Annotated in this window: 13 protein-coding genes; 6 read left to right on the forward strand and 7 right to left on the reverse strand. The window is 60.8% G+C overall.

Features of this window, described 5'->3' with window-relative positions; genetic code table 11:
- Positions 1-180: 180 nt before the first annotated feature.
- The 3 genes from EDD25_RS15685 to EDD25_RS15695 all read right to left on the reverse strand — a co-directional run bounded on the left by EDD25_RS15685 (position 181) and on the right by EDD25_RS15695 (position 1,651).
- A complete protein-coding gene (locus EDD25_RS15685; RefSeq protein WP_166671326.1) occupies positions 181-807 on the reverse strand; it encodes a nucleotidyltransferase family protein in 627 nt (208 codons plus the stop codon).
- A gap of 221 nt (positions 808-1,028) precedes the next feature.
- Complete coding sequence (locus EDD25_RS15690) at positions 1,029-1,433, reverse strand: PIN domain-containing protein (RefSeq protein WP_134174617.1); 405 nt, start codon at positions 1,431-1,433, stop codon at positions 1,029-1,031.
- On the reverse strand, positions 1,430-1,651 hold the full coding sequence (locus EDD25_RS15695; RefSeq protein WP_134174619.1) for a type II toxin-antitoxin system VapB family antitoxin: 222 nt from the start codon (positions 1,649-1,651) through the stop codon (positions 1,430-1,432). Before EDD25_RS15695 ends, EDD25_RS15690 begins: the two co-directional genes overlap by 4 nt.
- A 711-nt stretch (positions 1,652-2,362) precedes the next feature.
- On the opposite strand from EDD25_RS15695, the gene EDD25_RS15700 reads away from it, so the two are divergent.
- Positions 2,363-2,677 carry a hypothetical protein gene (locus tag EDD25_RS15700; protein ID WP_134174621.1) on the forward strand — a complete coding sequence of 105 codons (315 nt, stop codon included), beginning with the start codon at positions 2,363-2,365 and terminating at the stop codon, positions 2,675-2,677.
- An 84-nt stretch (positions 2,678-2,761) separates the two neighbouring features.
- On the opposite strand, the gene EDD25_RS18070 is transcribed toward EDD25_RS15700, so the two are convergent.
- Both EDD25_RS18070 and EDD25_RS15710 read right to left on the reverse strand, forming a co-directional pair.
- Positions 2,762-2,929, reverse strand: coding sequence for a hypothetical protein (locus EDD25_RS18070; RefSeq protein ID WP_241986390.1), 168 nt, complete (start codon positions 2,927-2,929; stop codon positions 2,762-2,764).
- A 599-nt stretch (positions 2,930-3,528) separates the two neighbouring features.
- Positions 3,529-3,831: a helix-turn-helix domain-containing protein gene (locus tag EDD25_RS15710; RefSeq protein WP_166671327.1), complete on the reverse strand. Its 303-nt coding sequence runs from the start codon at positions 3,829-3,831 to the stop codon at positions 3,529-3,531.
- Positions 3,832-4,192: 361 nt separating this feature from the next.
- On the opposite strand from EDD25_RS15710, the gene EDD25_RS15715 reads away from it, so the two are divergent.
- The 3 genes from EDD25_RS15715 to EDD25_RS15725 all read left to right on the forward strand — a co-directional run bounded on the left by EDD25_RS15715 (position 4,193) and on the right by EDD25_RS15725 (position 10,055).
- A complete protein-coding gene (locus EDD25_RS15715) occupies positions 4,193-6,889 on the forward strand; it encodes a DNA methyltransferase (RefSeq protein WP_134174625.1) in 2,697 nt (898 codons plus the stop codon).
- A 71-nt stretch (positions 6,890-6,960) separates the two neighbouring features.
- Positions 6,961-8,856, forward strand: coding sequence for a DEAD/DEAH box helicase (locus EDD25_RS15720; protein ID WP_243834560.1), 1,896 nt, complete (start codon positions 6,961-6,963; stop codon positions 8,854-8,856).
- Complete coding sequence (locus EDD25_RS15725; protein ID WP_134174629.1) at positions 8,853-10,055, forward strand: GIY-YIG nuclease family protein; 1,203 nt, start codon at positions 8,853-8,855, stop codon at positions 10,053-10,055. The genes EDD25_RS15720 and EDD25_RS15725 overlap by 4 nt, the downstream gene beginning before the upstream one ends.
- A 602-nt stretch (positions 10,056-10,657) precedes the next feature.
- On the opposite strand, the gene EDD25_RS15730 is transcribed toward EDD25_RS15725, so the two are convergent.
- Positions 10,658-11,827, reverse strand: a complete 1,170-nt coding sequence (locus EDD25_RS15730; RefSeq protein WP_134174631.1) for a tyrosine-type recombinase/integrase — start codon at positions 11,825-11,827, stop codon at positions 10,658-10,660.
- Positions 11,828-12,103: 276 nt separating this feature from the next.
- Positions 12,104-12,601: a hypothetical protein gene (locus tag EDD25_RS15735; protein ID WP_134174633.1), complete on the reverse strand. Its 498-nt coding sequence runs from the start codon at positions 12,599-12,601 to the stop codon at positions 12,104-12,106.
- A gap of 11 nt (positions 12,602-12,612) precedes the next feature.
- On the opposite strand from EDD25_RS15735, the gene EDD25_RS15740 reads away from it, so the two are divergent.
- Both EDD25_RS15740 and thrS read left to right on the forward strand, forming a co-directional pair.
- Positions 12,613-13,053: a DUF2269 family protein gene (locus EDD25_RS15740; RefSeq protein WP_134174635.1), complete on the forward strand. Its 441-nt coding sequence runs from the start codon at positions 12,613-12,615 to the stop codon at positions 13,051-13,053.
- 296 nt (positions 13,054-13,349) lie between these two features.
- Positions 13,350-15,356: a threonine--tRNA ligase gene (gene thrS, locus EDD25_RS15745; RefSeq protein ID WP_134174637.1), complete on the forward strand. Its 2,007-nt coding sequence runs from the start codon at positions 13,350-13,352 to the stop codon at positions 15,354-15,356.
- Positions 15,357-15,358 lie beyond the last annotated feature (2 nt).

Raw genomic sequence — 15,358 nt, forward strand, 5'->3', positions numbered from 1 at the left:
TATGCGAGATGGCGCGGTAGTGCAGCCTGCATCACCGCGCCAGGATGGGATCGCGCCTAGACTTGGTGTCGGTCTATCCACTCCGCGAAGTAGCGTGGCCAGTCTTCGTACTCCATGGCCTCTACAAGTTGTTCGATGAATGCGCGGAGCTGAGGAGGCGCTTGCCGGCTTGGCGTGCCACTACGGGTGCTGGACTGTCGTCGAGAGTGCCGTCGGGCTTAGCGTCGGGAGTTCACCGATCAGGACCTCGCTGTCGTTGAGCCACAGATCGACAAGCGCATCACCGCGTCCGGCGGATTCCGCGAGGCCACCCACGGTGATCTGGATCACCTGTGCCGGGTTGCCAGTCCAGAGCTCCACGCGTCGCCCCAACTCGTCGACGAAGTCCTCGCGGAGACTCGCGGGTATCTCGTCCGGGTACACGACCAGCAGGTCGACGTCGGAGTCGGCTGTGGCTTCACCTCGTTCGACCGACCCATACAGCACGACAGCGGTTCCGTTCGGGGCGCTCTCGTTGGCAAGATCGCGGATGCGCTGACGGAACTCAGTCAAAGCGTTAAGCGCCGACTCCACGGTCGACCAGAGCAGGTGCTCCCGATTCACACGGTAGAGCGTCTCCGCCTGCCGGGATGCTGCCAGCACGAGCCCGACCCGAGTCAAACGCTCCAAGGCTCCCCGCACGCCTCTGATGCTCACCGTTCCGCCGAGGAGACGTTCGATCTGGCGACCGTTTACCGACGCCGACCCGCGCGCGAGGGCAGTCAGGACTGCGCCCTCGGTTCGACCGAAGACAGTGACAAGCGGCATCCCGAGATTCATTGAGTCCTCCAAGTAGGCTGTGAACCTGATACCTACAGGTTACACGTGATACCTAAATGGCTCAAGTGTTCAGGTAACTCTCGGATAGAGGTCATGACATCGCGACCAGGTACTGAGCTTCTGTAGCTTGTCCCACTCGGCTGGCGGCGCGGGTGCTGGAACGGTGGTCGATGAGAACAGTAGCTAGCTAGCTCGCCCGAGGGCAGCTCTTACTCCGCGACATATTCCTGGCGAACAGATCCGTCTGTGGCGAGTTCGATGTGCCTGAAATCGCGGTCGGAGTTCAAGACCACAGCATCGTTGGCAACGGCGTATGCAGCGATATGACAGTCAAAGGCTCCCGCGGCGCGCATCAGCCCGCTCTCCCACATGGCCTGCTGAATATCGAGCGCGTCTTTCTCAGTCGGGTGCTCCCACGCCGCCAGCAGCGTCTCCATGTCTTCTCGCAGCTCGGCGTACTCATCGCGCGATCGCGCGGAATGGCAGTACTCCAGGACCTGCGGCGGGCAGGTGATGATCAGATGATTCGGCGTAATCTCTCTGAGTCGCTGCGCAATGGCGGTGCTGCGACCGGCCTTCTGCCAGATGCTGTTGTCGACCAGGTACGTCGTCACAGCTCGTCGCTGACGGCCAGCGGCGTGATGGTGGGAGCATCAATCTGGTCCGGCTCGAAGCGACGGCCGATGATGCGCTCGACGGCAGAGGGCTGCCGGCGCACGGCGATCAGGGTCCGGAGCGCAAGATCAACCGTCTCGCGATTGGAGGAGGTTCCGGCCAGCAGTTTGGCCTGCTTGAGCTCGGCCTGGTTTATGTCGATTGACGTGATGGCCATGGCGCCTCCTTCTTGCTTTATATAAGTAAGTATATAAGAACAGCGCGAAGCCGTCCAGCGGGTGAGGGCGGGGATGTCGCTGATATCCGGCGGCGGCGGATAATAGACAGACGCTCTGGGACCTGGCACACAGCACACGAGACGCGGCTGAATCAACGCCGGCCCGCGTGGAAGCAGCGAGCAGCCTGGCAGCGATCGAGCAGCTTCGTGGCGAGATCCCGGCTGATCACCTGGTGCTGTTCGTCCGCCGAGCTCGTCAGTAGGAAGCAGGTCAGTCAATGACTACCGAGAAGCTGAATCAGGTTGAGCCGGACCAAGGGAACGAGTTCGTGCCCCGACCGTTCAGCCTCACACCGGACGAGCTCGGTGATCTCGCCGTGACCGTGGCGAAGATACCTACTTCAGTGCTGGCATGGGTGCGATACCCAGCGATCGCCGTCCGCGTGCAGGGACTCGCTGTGGCCTGGACATCTCGTGCCGTCTACATCGTGTGGGAGGACCGAGGCACTCATCGAGCGTGGGTATGGGCGTCCGCTGTCGAGCGCGCGGCTGCTGGTGGCCCTCCGGCTGGTCCTAGTAGTAATAGTAATATTCCTACTACTACTACTCCCGCTGGTCTTGCTCCTGCCTCGGTCGCTGCGGCGGGTCTTACCGCTGGCCCAACATCAGCCTCAGACACCCGAGACGACCGCTCTCGGCACAGCGCCGCTGGTGCACCTCGTCAACGCACAGCTCGCTCTTTTCGGTGCAGAGTTTGTGAGCGCGATGGCCAAGCCAGCTGGTCCGTTTGGCGCGGTCGCGTTCGGCTCGATTGATGGCCACCGCGTGCGCCTGGACTTCCACGTCGAACCGGCGACGGGCATGTGCATTGTGCTGATGGCGAGGACTGCGCTGACGACGAGCACTGTGCTGATGGCAAACACAGAGGCGGAAGACTTGGCCGAGCGAAGCAGCGCTTCGACGTTTGAAGAAGCCATCGAGGCGTACCCGTGGGCCGCGGCACTTGAGACACTGGAGCTGGATTAGCCGCACTGCGCTGTGTGGGCCGATCGGTCGGTGATGATCATCGCCGCGGCGATCCTGGTGGAAGAGCGCGCAGTTGTTCCAGCCTCACCCGCTGAACGCATCGTCGATCAGGGCCTGCACAGCGCGTCCGACCTCGTCAAAACGGCCGTCTCGGATCGCATTGACAGGCGTGTCGTTGCTCAACAACGGGTTAGCCCCGATGAACCATAAACGCGCAACCTGCTCACCCTCGACAGCGGCGATTTGTGCCACTGCTCATAGGCAAAGGCCAGCCGCTTCATTGCTGCTGGGCGCGGCTGGGGTCCGCCCTCTTTGGCCCACGTGCGTGGGGCCGAGGTGTCCTTGGTGCCAGCAAGCGCCGCCACCAGCGTCCCGCCCAGGGCCGCGTTCAGGCGTCTGGTGATCTCCCGGATACTCAGTGCTATTGTGCTGGCTGCTGCTGTCTCATCAGGTTCTTCCAAGGGGTCTTCCATTTCACGAAGCTCGGCGAAGGCTTCCACTCGACCAGCACGGCAAGCCTCCGCGACGCCACCACCAAAACGTTGGCATGAAACGCGGGACGGTTCAAGGTCCTTCCCAACCACAGGAAGTCATGCGTGGTCTCCGGACCCTCTCGCAGCGGTTGATAAAGTTATCACCGCCCACGCCGGCTGATAACTTTATCAACCGTTCTGGTCGGGGTCGGCGTGACGGTCGGCGTGAGTGTCGGTGCGTCAATCTGGTCAGGCTCGAGGCTACGGCTGGTGAGGCCCTCGACGACGGGGGCCCGTCCGGCGTTGCCTGTGGCCACCTGGCTGGTGGCCGTAATCTCGGCGTCGTCAGGGGGTCGCCTGCTCGCTGGCTGCGCGAACCTACCTCTGTTCGTTGGACAGGCCGATGTGGTCGTCCATCAGCGCCCGCCCGGCGATCGAGTTCCACGGGTCGGTGCTGGCGATAACCGTGTTGACCATGCCCGGCGACCTGAGCACAGCAAGCAACGAGTCCAAGCGTGGAGCGCCAGTACCGGCCTCGATACCCCGAAGAGTATCCCGGGTGACATGTGCACGCTCGGCGAGCCGCGTGGCGCTGAGTCCCTGGAGCTTGCGCCAACGGGTGATGTTCGCGCCGAGCTCGCGGAGCATTCTTGTTCGGGCTGGCGAACGTCTGGTGACCATGGTTGCTCTCGTGAAGTGACAGCTATATCTGTCAATTATGCTGCGTATCGCACTTATGTGTGTCATAGCGGGAACTCTGTAGGAATCGATCAAAGACCAGCTTGTGAATGTCTATTAATTTGTATTAATTCTATTAATGACTTCCTCCGAGCCCCCGGAACCGGTTGAAAGTGTCCCAGCGGACGACGATCGGCGGCAGTCTCGCACCGGCCCCTACTGCGTGTGATTCATGGTCGACTCGATTGTCGCGTCGCGCGCTGAGGCAGCAAGTGCAGTGGCGCTCACGCATGGTCAATAAGCTGGAGACAACCGACATCGGTGGCAGTTGCAGTATTGGGAAAGTGAAAGAAAGAGTGGATCAGTGAGGCTCAACCTCAAGGCGGTCGAAGAACGCGTCGCGCCCATGGGCAATCGGGAGTTCTACGACCGTGAGTTCATTTTCGAGTTGCTCCTCGGCTACGGCCGTTCGCAGAGCAACATCACACGGCTCCGAAATGGCTCCCTAAACGTCGCCGAGAACAAGACGCACGACGTGGTTCAGAAGAACGTCGTCTACTTCCGTGAAACCACAGGTGACCCGCTCGCTGTCATCGACAGCCTTCGCACCTCAGCGACCGTGGTCCGGCACAACACCCGGTTCGTGATCGTCACCGACTACAACGAGCTGCTCGCCGTCGACACCAAGACGGGTGAGAACCTGATGATCCCGATCCGGGACATCGGCAAGCACTTCACTTTCTTTCTCCCCTGGGCCGGTATGGAAAAGGCCCAGTACGTCGCCGAGGCTCACGCCGACGTCAAGGCTGCCGAGCGGATGGGCAAACTCTTTGACGAGCTGCTCGCAGCCAACCCCGACCTGATTGAGGCACCGAACGGCCGCCACGCCCTCAACGTGTTCTTCACCAGGCTGCTGTTCTGCTTCTTCGCCGAAGACACAGGGATCTTCACCGAGAGCCAGTTCACCAACGCGGTCGGTTCCCACACCCAGGCCGATGGCTCAGACGTCGCGGAGTTCCTGACCGCTGTCTTCACCGCGCTCGACACGCCGCAGTCGGCTGACAAGCCCGCTCACCTTGCAGGGTTTCCATACGTCAACGGACGACTCTTCACCATGGCCCCGGAGCACGTGGTCCCCGCGTTTACGAAGAAGGCCCGCGACCAGCTCATCGAGTCCGGCAAACTGATCTGGCGTGAGATCAACCCCGATATCTTCGGGTCGATGTTCCAAGCCATCGTTACCCCCGGCAAGCGCTCTGACCTAGGTCAGCATTACACCTCGGTGCCAAACATCCTCAAGACGATTGAGCCCCTTTTCCTCAACCGACTTCGGGACGAGTTCGACTCTGCGTTTGGCAATGCGAAGAAGCTCAGCGCGCTGCTCGAACGGATCAGCGCGATCAAGGTCTTCGACCCTGCATGTGGATCGGGGAACTTCCTTGTGATCGCTTACAAGGAGCTTCGCCGTTTGGAGCACGCGATCCTGGAGCGCTTGTTCGAGATCGACTCGAAGCATCAGGTCCTGTACGCCGAGTCAAGAATCAATATCGAGAACTCCTACGGGATCGAGATCGACGACTTCGCCGTTGAGGTGGCGATCCTCTCACTCTGGATCGCCAAGCACCAAATGAATACCGAGTTCAAGGAGAAATTTAATGTTTCCATCCCACTCATACCTCTGAATGAGACCGGCCAGATCAAGACGGGCAACGCCACTCGCGTCGACTGGAATCAGATCTGCCCCAACAAAGGGACGGAGGAGATCTATCTCATCGGAAATCCTCCGTACTACGGATCAACAAGGCAGTCGACTCCCCAGAAAGCGGACTTCGGGTTCGTATTCGGAACACGTCCGTACTCCAAGAACCTCAATTACATCGCCCTCTGGTTTGTCAAAGGCGCTGAATACATCGCGCGCAGTCAAGCTGAGCTCGCATTCGTAACTACAAGGACTGTGTCACAGGGAGAACACGTTGCGCTCATGTTTCCTCAAATATTCAATCTGGATCTGGAGATCGGCTTTGCCTATACCGGGTTCCAATGGGACAACAACGCAAAGGGAAATGCCGATGTCACCGTCGCCGTGATCGGCTTGCGAAGAGCGGGAGAGCGCCAGAAATTCCTCTTCACGGATGATCTTCAGATCGCGGCGTCAAATATCAATGGCTATCTCGCGGACGGCAAGAACATCTACGTTCATTCGCGCTCGAAGCCGCTTTCGGCGCTGCCCCCCATGGAAAAGGGTTCACAACCAACCGACGGCGGCAACTTGGTTCTTGAGCCTCACGACCGGGATGCAATCCTCGATGAGGATCCGCAGGCCGCTCATTTCCTCAAGACCTTTCTTGGCTCTCTGGAGTTTATCAACGGGTTAGACCGGTACTGCGTGTGGGTGGCCCCAGGCGAAGAGGAGTTAGCCCTAAGTATCGTGCCACTGCAGCATCGTTTCGAAAAAACGTCGGAAATGCGCAGGGCAAGCCCGAAGTCCGCCACCCAGAAGATCTCATCAATGCCGTTCCGCTTTGGTGAGGTCCGCTACAAGCCTACGGAATCGATTATTGTCCCCGCTGCGTCTTCGGGGCTTCGCGACTACATTCCTGTCGGGTATCTGGGGCCGGACACTGTGATTTCTAATGCCGCGTTCGCTGCATACGATGCTGCGCCCTGGGTATTTGCGATCATCACCTCTAAAGCACACATGACATGGGTGCGGGCCGTCGCTGGAAGAATGCGAATCAACTACCGTTACTCCAACACAATCGTCTACAACAACTTCCCGATTCCTCCGTTGGGCGACGCGATGAAGGAGCGGCTTACCGTTGCCGCACTGCGAGTACTCGACGTGCGCGAGTATCACTGTGAGAAGACCCTCGCCGAGTTGTACGACCCGAACCTCATGCCCGCAGATCTGCGTGCCGCGCACGCTGAGATCGACGCACTGGTTGACTCGCTCTACTCCAGGCGCGGGTACGAGACAGACGAGCAGCGACTGTCGGACCTCTTCGCCATGTATGAAAAGATGACCGCGGACGAAGCAGCCAATGGGGGCAAGACGAAATGAACCAACCACTCAACGTCGTTGACGTGACGTACGCCCGAACGGGCGCATCTGTGCACACCGACGCAATGGGAATGCGCGAGATGCAGCAGCGCGTCTTCGCCAAGCGCGATGCTCAGCATCTCCTGATCAAAGCGCCTCCGGCGTCGGGTAAGTCTCGTGCGCTCATGTTCGTTGCGCTCGACAAGCTCTACAATCAGGGCCGCAAGAAGGTCATCGTTGCAGTCCCCGAACGCTCGATCGGTGCGTCGTTCGCCGCGACGAACCTGACCGATCGCGGGTTCTTCGCCGACTGGGAGATCAAGCCTGAGCACAACCTCTGCACACCCGGTTCGTCGGCGGGCAAAGTAGCAGCGTTTATCAAGTTTCTTGAGGGCCCCGACGCGGCGTTGGTCTGCACGCACGCCACCTTGAGGTTCGCGTTTGAGAGACTCGCTCCTGACGTATTCAACGGCACCGTGCTTGCGATCGACGAGTTTCACCACGTATCCGCCGACATCGAGGCCAACCGGCTGGGAGCCTTGCTCCGTGACGTCATGAACGGCTCCGACGTGCACATCGTTGCAATGACCGGCTCCTACTTCCGCGGTGATTCGGTGCCCGTGCTGACTGCGGACGACGAGGCGCAGTTTACGCCGGTCACGTTTAACTACTACGACCAACTCAACGGCTACGAGCACCTCAAGTCCTTGGGTATCGGTCACCATTTCTACCAAGGGCGTTACACCGATGCCATTGGCGAAGTCCTAGATCTCGACAAGAAGACCATCCTGCACATCCCTAACGTGAACTCGGGGGAGTCGACCAAGGACAAGATCGAGGAGGTCGGGTTCATCATCGATTCGATGGGTGACTACATCGAGACTGAAGAAACTGGCATTATTCGCATCCGCCGCAAGGACACCGGTCAGATTCTGCGGGTCGCGGACCTGGTCAACGACGCGGACCAGCGGAAGCGAGCGGAGACGCAGCACTATCTCTCCACCGTCGCTTCGAAGGACCGGGACGGAGTCGACATCATCATCGCGCTCGGCATGGCAAAGGAAGGTTTTGACTGGCCATTCGCCGAGCACGCCCTGACCGTCGGCTATCGGGCCTCTTTGACCGAGGTAATCCAGATCATCGGCCGGGTCACCAGGGACAGCCCAGGCAAGCAACACGCTCAGTTCACAAACCTCATCGCCCAACCCGACGCGGCCACCGACGAGGTTAAGTACTCGGTCAACAACATACTCAAAGCGATTACAGCGTCGCTCCTGATGGAACAGGTCCTGGCCCCAAACTTTACGTTCAAGACCAAGACCGGCAACGACGACGCCCCCAAACCTGGCGAGTTGCGGATCAAGGGTTTCAAAGAGCCTTCGACCGACCGGGTGAAGCAAATCGTGAAGACCGACCTCAACGACCTCAAGGCCACCATCCTCCAGGACGACACCTTCGCAAAGGCTGCTGCGGGAAGCCTCGACCCCGAGGTGACCAATAAGGTACTGATTCCGAAAATAATCCGCGAACGGTATCCCGATCTCGACGAAGCGCAGGTCGAGGAAGTGCGTCAGCAGGTCGTTGTGGACTCCGTTATCAAGAACGGCGAAATGCGCGAGGTCGGCGACAAGCGGTTCATCAGGATGGCGGACAAGTTCGTCAACATCGACGAGATCGACATCAACCTCATTGACTCCGTCAACCCGTTCCAGCGGGCCTTCGAGGTCATGAGCAAGTCGGTGACGCCGAGTGTGCTGCGCATCATCTCCGATGCCATCACTGCTACGCGGGTCGAGATCAGCGAAGAAGAAGCCCGGGTTCTGTGGCCGAAGATCCAGGTTTGGGCGAAGGTCAACGGCCGTAAGCCCGACGTCCGGAGTGATAACCCGATGGAGAAACGCTATGCCGAAGCAATCCTGTTCCTCCAGAGGCTGAAGCAGCGGCATCAGGCTGCGAAACGAGCGATATTGGTGGGTAACGAGGCATGACCACAACCGAGACCGAAAACCGCAAGAGTCATCCACCTGCTCCAGGGGCGGACTTACAGTGGCTCATCGATTCCGACGTCGACGGGCTTCTGGACATGGCGGAGAAGCCCAAGAAGGTCACGTCCAGTGACCGCCTGGAGCGGGCGTTCCTGGAGGTCGTGGAGTTCCGTCGCACCCACGACCGGGTGCCCAGCTCGACAACCCGGGAGATCGCCGAACGCAAGCTCGGCGCTCGGCTGGATGGCATTCTTGCTGACGAAGCGAAGACCACCGCGCTGAAGCACCTAGACGAGTTCGGGCTCTTGGAGATCGCCCAGACACCCGCTTCGATCGACGATCTACTCGGCAGCGACGATCTTGATCTTCTCGGCGATGACTCGGGTTTGTTGGATGTTTCGGACCTACCGCAGCGTAAGGCGCCGGAAGCACCGGACTCGATCGCGAAGCGGACGAAGGCCGAAGGTTTCGAGGCATTCGAGCCGTTGTTCAAGGCTAAGCACGAGGAATTAGCAGACGGCACGTACCGGTTGATCCCGTTCCCCGGTGTGCGCAGCATCGAAGGGGGCAACTTCTTCGTGCTTAACGGCGTGATGCTCTTCGTCGCCGAGGTCGGGGAGACAACCTTCACGGTCGTGGGCGGCAAGCAGGAGCAAAAGCAGCGTCTACGCGTGATCTTCGAGAACGGCACCGAGTCCTCGATGTACCGCCAGTCGCTTTCGATTCGGCTCCACGAGGCCGACGGACAGGCTTTGGCACGTGCGGGTCACGACCTCACTGAAGTGGGTGATGCCGACAAGGAGAGCGGCCACATCTACGTGCTTCGCTCGCGCAGCGACAACCCCCAGATCGCTGCGATGCAAGACCTCTACAAGATCGGGTTCTCTCGGAACAGTGTCGAGAAACGGATCGCGAACGCGGCCAACGCGCCGACCTATCTCATGGCGCCGGTCGACATCGTCGCGGACTACCGGACCTACAACCTCAAGCCCTCCGCCCTGGAGCATCTCTTACACCGCGCGTTCGCTGAGGTCCGCCTTGACGTCACCCAGATTGACACGAAGGGTCGCAAATACGACCCATCGGAGTGGTTCGTCGTACCGCTGAAGGTGATCAACCAAGCGATCAACATGATCATGTCCGGCGAGATCGTTGACTACGTGTACAGCGCAACGTCGCAACAGCTCGTGCAGCGTGACTGATGGGCGTCGAGATGGGCTGTGGCGCGCAGACGGGGATAAGCTCACTCGCATCACGGCCACGGTCATCGGCCTCGAGGCGCAGCTGGAGTCTTACATGAGTCAGACCCGCCGATGCTGATGGGCGACAGTAGAAAAGCCTATGGGCCCGGAGAGCAGCGTTATCATGCGGGGCTGCCCATGGCTGTGGGCCGTGTTCTTGGACAGTGTGTACCTGGTCATGTACCTGCATGTACCTGCAGGTGCAGGTACATCGTTTCCGTTGATTCTTCAGGGTTCTTGGGGGTATTTGACGCAGTTTTCGGTGTACCTGGTGGGGTGAGTAAACTCTTGAATCTCGGCTCTCAAAGGGCGCATAACAGTGTGTATGAATGTGTACATTACCCTCACTGCCTCGGTAAATGATTGACCTGTGCGCGGGCGCAGGAGGCTAAATCTTGATTTGAAGCGGCAAGAGAATGTGCACGGCCACGACTCAAGAATCTGTGTAATACCGCCTGATTCGGGGGTTGTGGCCGTACACATTCTTAGGTCCTTCAGAATGTGTGGAATGTGTACGCGACGGACAGAGGGGGACTGGCAGCGACTTCAGGCTTGTTCGTCGTCTAAGCGGTCGTGCGACGGCTCATGCGCGCTGCAAGTTCGTCGTCGCGGTTGCCGCTGTGCTGGTAACGCATCGCAGCCTTCTCGGAAGCATGGCCGAGGCGGGCCATCGTCTCCTTCACGGTCGCGCCGGCTTGGGCGTAACGAGTGCCGGCGTAGTGTCTAAGGCCATGGAACGGCAGGTCTTCCCGCCCGGCTGCAATGACGGCCTTGTGCCAGTGTCGCCAGAAGGTGCTCTGACCGAGGTGACGAACGCCGTCAGCGGATGGAAAGAGCAAAGCATCGCCGATCTTGTCCCGCATGTGCTCGGCGATGATCTCGGCATCTTCGCCGAAGATCGCGAGAGTGCGCACGCCTGCCAGACTCTTGGTGCCGCCCACGGTCCTGCCGGCGCTCGTTTTCACGACGGCCTCGGCGATGGTCAGCCGGACAGCCGAGACGGCGCCGCCCTCGCTGCGCTCGATCTTCACGTTCTTTGCGCGCAACTCGGTCGCCTCGCCGAAGCGGAGACCTCCGATAGCGGCGACGATGACGAGGGCACGGTACTCGGGTTTGATGCTCGTCAGGATGACCTCCAGCTCTTCGTCTGTCGGGGGTATTACCTTCTTACCGGTGTTCGTGCTCTGCCCGCCTTTGACCTGGCAAGGATTCACGTCGACGATGCCGTCTTGTACGGCGGTCGCCATGATCGAGTTCAACAGGCCGTACGCACGACTCGTTTGCGTCGCCTTGCCGGTCGCGAGTTGGCCAGCGCGCCACTGGCGCACTGTGGCCGGAGTGATGGCGCTGGCGGTGAGGGGGAGGAGGTCGGCGAGGGGCCCACCCTTGCTATTGGACCCCTTCGCTCCAGGCGACCGCAGCATCCGTTCGTACTCTTCGCGGGTGCGCGTGCGCAGCCGCTCGCCTTTGCTGTTCGTGCGGGTCGTGACCCACTTGCCGGCGTACTCGCCAAGCGTGACCGACCGCTCGGCCTGCTTCACGGCGGCTACGTCGGGATGTACCCACTTGCCGGATGCGATCTCGACTTTGCGCTCGGCAAGCCAGTGGCGAGCCGCCCCCCGCGTCCTAAAGGTTGCAGGGGCCGAGTATCGCTTCCTGTCCGGTGCGGTGTATCTGGCGCGGAGGTTTCCACTTGGCAGGGTGTCGATGATTCCGAAGGACTCGCGAGCCATTGGGTCTCCTTGTTGTGGTACCTGCGTGGTACTCGTTGAGGGGTTTCATGGTATTTCTTGACCGCTCCTGACCCTACTCGAGATCCCATGATCCCAGTCAAGAAGGTGCTTTGCGGTATCCTCTGCATGTTCTACCAGTCTACACGATACTGGTTCGATCCCAGTATCGCCCACAGTAAAAACAGTAAGAACCCCCGGTAAATCGGGGGTTTTTTTGTGCCTCAAAACGCGACAGCGGTGAGCTTGTCACGGGCGCCCTTCCGTGCGGAGATCTTGTCAGGCCCGACCAGGGTTGACATCGTTATTTCCTGCCCCGCCGTTGCCGACGCCGTTGCCGCCCTTTCCGTCGCCGGCGTTTGCCGCATCGGGCGTGATGGCGAGGGAAGTGGTCTCCTCCGTGGACGTCGGCACGTCGGCCGCCTCCGCGTCAGAGTCGTCAATGCCGGTGATCGTCGTCTTGTTGGTGGTGCAGGTGAGACCGTACGTCCCGGCCCCAGATTCGAGCTTGTTTCCCTTGATGCCCCAGTTGCAGCGGTACACGGCGGTCGTCGAGGCGCCCAGGGTGGTCTTTGAACCATCGCATGTGGCCTGCCACATGGCCTCGGTCTTCTGGAGGTGGTAACCCGGGCAAATGGTCGAGGTTGGCCCCGTTGCGGGGTTCAGCGCGCCGCAGATTGGGACGCGCAGGGCCGGCGTTCCCGAGTACCCGCCAACGAAGTACGCCGGTGCCGAGAGGATAACGAGCCCCGGTAGCGCGGGGTTTTTCTGTGCCATAGCCTGTGGGAATGGAAACTCTCTTCTCTATCCTTCATGTTGTCGCCGGCGTTTTCATTGTTGGCCCCATGGCTATCTTGCCGATGACGGGCATGCGTGCCATTCGAGCACGAGAAGCCGGACAGGTTCAGACTCTCGCCAAGTCCGTCTCCGTCTTCACCCTCTTGTCGCTCGTCGTCGTTCTATTCGGTTTTGCCCTGCTGGGCACGAGCGACCACAACAGCTTCTCCACCACCTGGGTCTGGCTCTCCACAGTCTTCTATGCGGTCGCCCTCGGCCTCAACCTGTTTCTCGTCGTACCGGCGTTGCGTTCCGCGGCGGAGAATGTCACCACCGCAGCGGGCAGCGCAGCCACGGGCAAGGTCGCAGGCTATGCCCGAATCGCTGCGGGTTCCGGCATCGTCTCACTTCTGCTCGTCGCCGTTGTCGTGCTCATGGTCTGGCGCCCATAGGCCTCTCCCTGGTCGACGGGACGGGGCGCCGTTCGGGCCCTGCGCGGGGCGCGCCGCGGCGGCCACGGACGTGTGCCCGGCCGTTTCACCGGGCCGCGCTCCGTGAGTGAGACCACGCATGTCGTGTGACTCATGTGCGATATCCATACTGTTTTGTTGCCACGTCCAGGCTGGCCTCCGCTTCGGCGGGGCCAGCCTTTGGCGTGTGGTTCCCTCGGAGCCCCGCCGGACTGGACCTGCGCCCTCGTGCGCGCCACTAAAGTTAAAGGGTCCGCAATAAACAGGGAGTTACACACGTGGTTGACGGCTTCGCGCTATTCACCGACCGATCCGTTGTCGCCATGCGCGTCAATGGCGAGCTGAAAGATCTGGCCGCCACGGTCGAGACGACGGACGTCGTCGAACCGGTGACTATCGGCTCGGCCGATGGTCTCAGCATCCTGCGCCACTCGGCAGCACACGTACTGGCCCAGGCCGTCCAGACGGTCAACCCGGCGGCACGCCTGGGCATTGGCCCGCCCGTCACCGATGGGTTCTACTACGACTTCGACGTCGAAGTGCCGTTCACCCCCGACGACATGAAGTCGCTCCAGAAGGCCATGGACCGCATCATTCGGCAGGGTCAGCGTTTCGTGCGCCGAGTTGTAACGGATGCCGACGCTCGCGCCGAACTCGCCGCCGAGCCCTACAAACTTGAGCTCATCGGACTGAAGGGTGGAACCGCGGCCACGGAGACGGAGTCCGGCGATGCCGGCGAGTCCGTGGAGGTCGGCGGCGCTGAACTCACGATCTACGACAACGTTGACCCGAAGACCGGCGAGACGGTGTGGAAAGACCTCTGCAGGGGACCCCACCTGCCCAACACTCGCATGATCGGCAACGGGTATTCACTGACCCGCCTCGCCGCCGCCTACTGGCGCGGCTCCGAGAAGAACCCGCAGCTGCAGCGCATCTACGGAACCGCCTGGCCCACCAAAGACGAGCTGCGCGCCCACCAGGCGCGCCTCGAAGAGGCCGCCAAGCGTGATCATCGCAAGCTCGGCGCCGAACTCGATCTCTTCAGTTTTCCTGAAGAGATCGGCTCCGGTCTCGCTGTCTTCCATCCCAAGGGCGGCGTCATTCGCCAGGAGATGGAAAGCTACTCGCGCAAGCGTCACACCGAGGCCGGTTACGACTTCGTCTATTCACCGCACATCACCAAGTCGACCCTCTTCGAAACGTCGGGCCACCTCGACTGGTACCGCGAGGGCATGTTTCCGCCGATGCACCTCGATGCGGAACGCGACGAGACCGGCCACGTGACCCGGCAGGGTGTGGACTACTACCTCAAGCCGATGAACTGCCCGTTCCACAACCTCATCTTCAAATCGAGTGGCCGCAGCTACCGCGAATTGCCCATGCGCCTCTTCGAGTTCGGGTCGGTCTACCGCTACGAGAAATCCGGCGTGCTCAACGGGCTGACCCGCGTGCGCGGCATGACGCAGGACGACGCCCACATCTACACCACTCGCGACGGAATGAAGGAGGAGCTCACCAGCACGCTCAACTTTGTGCTGCAGCTCCTCGCCGACTACGGACTCAGCGACTACTACCTCGAGCTCTCCACCAGAGATCCCAAGAAGTTCGTCGGCAGTGACGACGCCTGGGAGGAAGCCACCCAGACCCTGCGTGAGGTCGCAGAGGCATCCGGTCTCGACCTCGTCGCCGACCCCGGAGGCGCCGCGTTCTACGGCCCCAAGATCTCCGTGCAGGCGAAGGATGCCATCGGTCGCACGTGGCAGATGTCCACGATCCAGCTCGACTTCAACCTGCCAGAGCGCTTCGACCTCGAGTACACGGCCAGTGACGGAACCCGCCAGCGTCCCGTCATGATTCACCGTGCCCTGTTCGGTTCCATTGAGCGTTTCTTCGCGGTTCTCACCGAGCACTACGCCGGGGCGTTCCCGGTGTGGCTGTCTCCGGTTCAGGTCGTCGGGATTCCCGTGTCTGAGCAGTACGGCGAATTCCTCGACGGCGTCATCGCTTCGCTCAAGCAGGCGGGCGTTCGTGCCGAGGTCGATCACTCCGACGACCGCATGCAGAAGAAGATTCGCACGCACACCAAGGCCAAGGTGCCGTTCCAGCTCATCGTCGGCGAGGAAGACCAGGCCAACAACGCGGTCAGCTTCCGGTTCCGTGACGGCACCCAGCTCAACGGGGTGCCGGTCGCCGACGCGATTCGTCGCATCCTCGACGCCATCGAGACCCGTGCCCAGGTGTTGACCGCACCCGAGTCGCTCGCGGCCGACGCCGGACAGGCGTGACA

Source organism: Cryobacterium psychrophilum, from assembly GCF_004365915.1.
Lineage (GTDB): Bacteria > Actinomycetota > Actinomycetes > Actinomycetales > Microbacteriaceae > Cryobacterium > Cryobacterium psychrophilum.

Bases quoted from the DNA above. Each gene is read 5' to 3' on its own strand.
- EDD25_RS15685 (WP_166671326.1), bottom strand. From the start codon at position 807: ATGCCGCTTGTCACTGTCTTCGGTCGAACCGAGGGCGCAGTCCTGACT.
- EDD25_RS15695 (WP_134174619.1), bottom strand. From the start codon at position 1,651: ATGGCCATCACGTCAATCGACATAAACCAGGCCGAGCTCAAGCAGGCC.
- EDD25_RS15710 (WP_166671327.1), bottom strand. From the start codon at position 3,831: ATGGTCACCAGACGTTCGCCAGCCCGAACAAGAATGCTCCGCGAGCTC.
- EDD25_RS15720 (WP_243834560.1), top strand. From the start codon at position 6,961: ATGCGCGAGATGCAGCAGCGCGTCTTCGCCAAGCGCGATGCTCAGCAT.
- EDD25_RS15725 (WP_134174629.1), top strand. From the start codon at position 8,853: ATGACCACAACCGAGACCGAAAACCGCAAGAGTCATCCACCTGCTCCA.
- EDD25_RS15730 (WP_134174631.1), bottom strand. From the start codon at position 11,827: ATGGCTCGCGAGTCCTTCGGAATCATCGACACCCTGCCAAGTGGAAAC.
- EDD25_RS15735 (WP_134174633.1), bottom strand. From the start codon at position 12,601: ATGGCACAGAAAAACCCCGCGCTACCGGGGCTCGTTATCCTCTCGGCA.
- EDD25_RS15740 (WP_134174635.1), top strand. From the start codon at position 12,613: ATGGAAACTCTCTTCTCTATCCTTCATGTTGTCGCCGGCGTTTTCATT.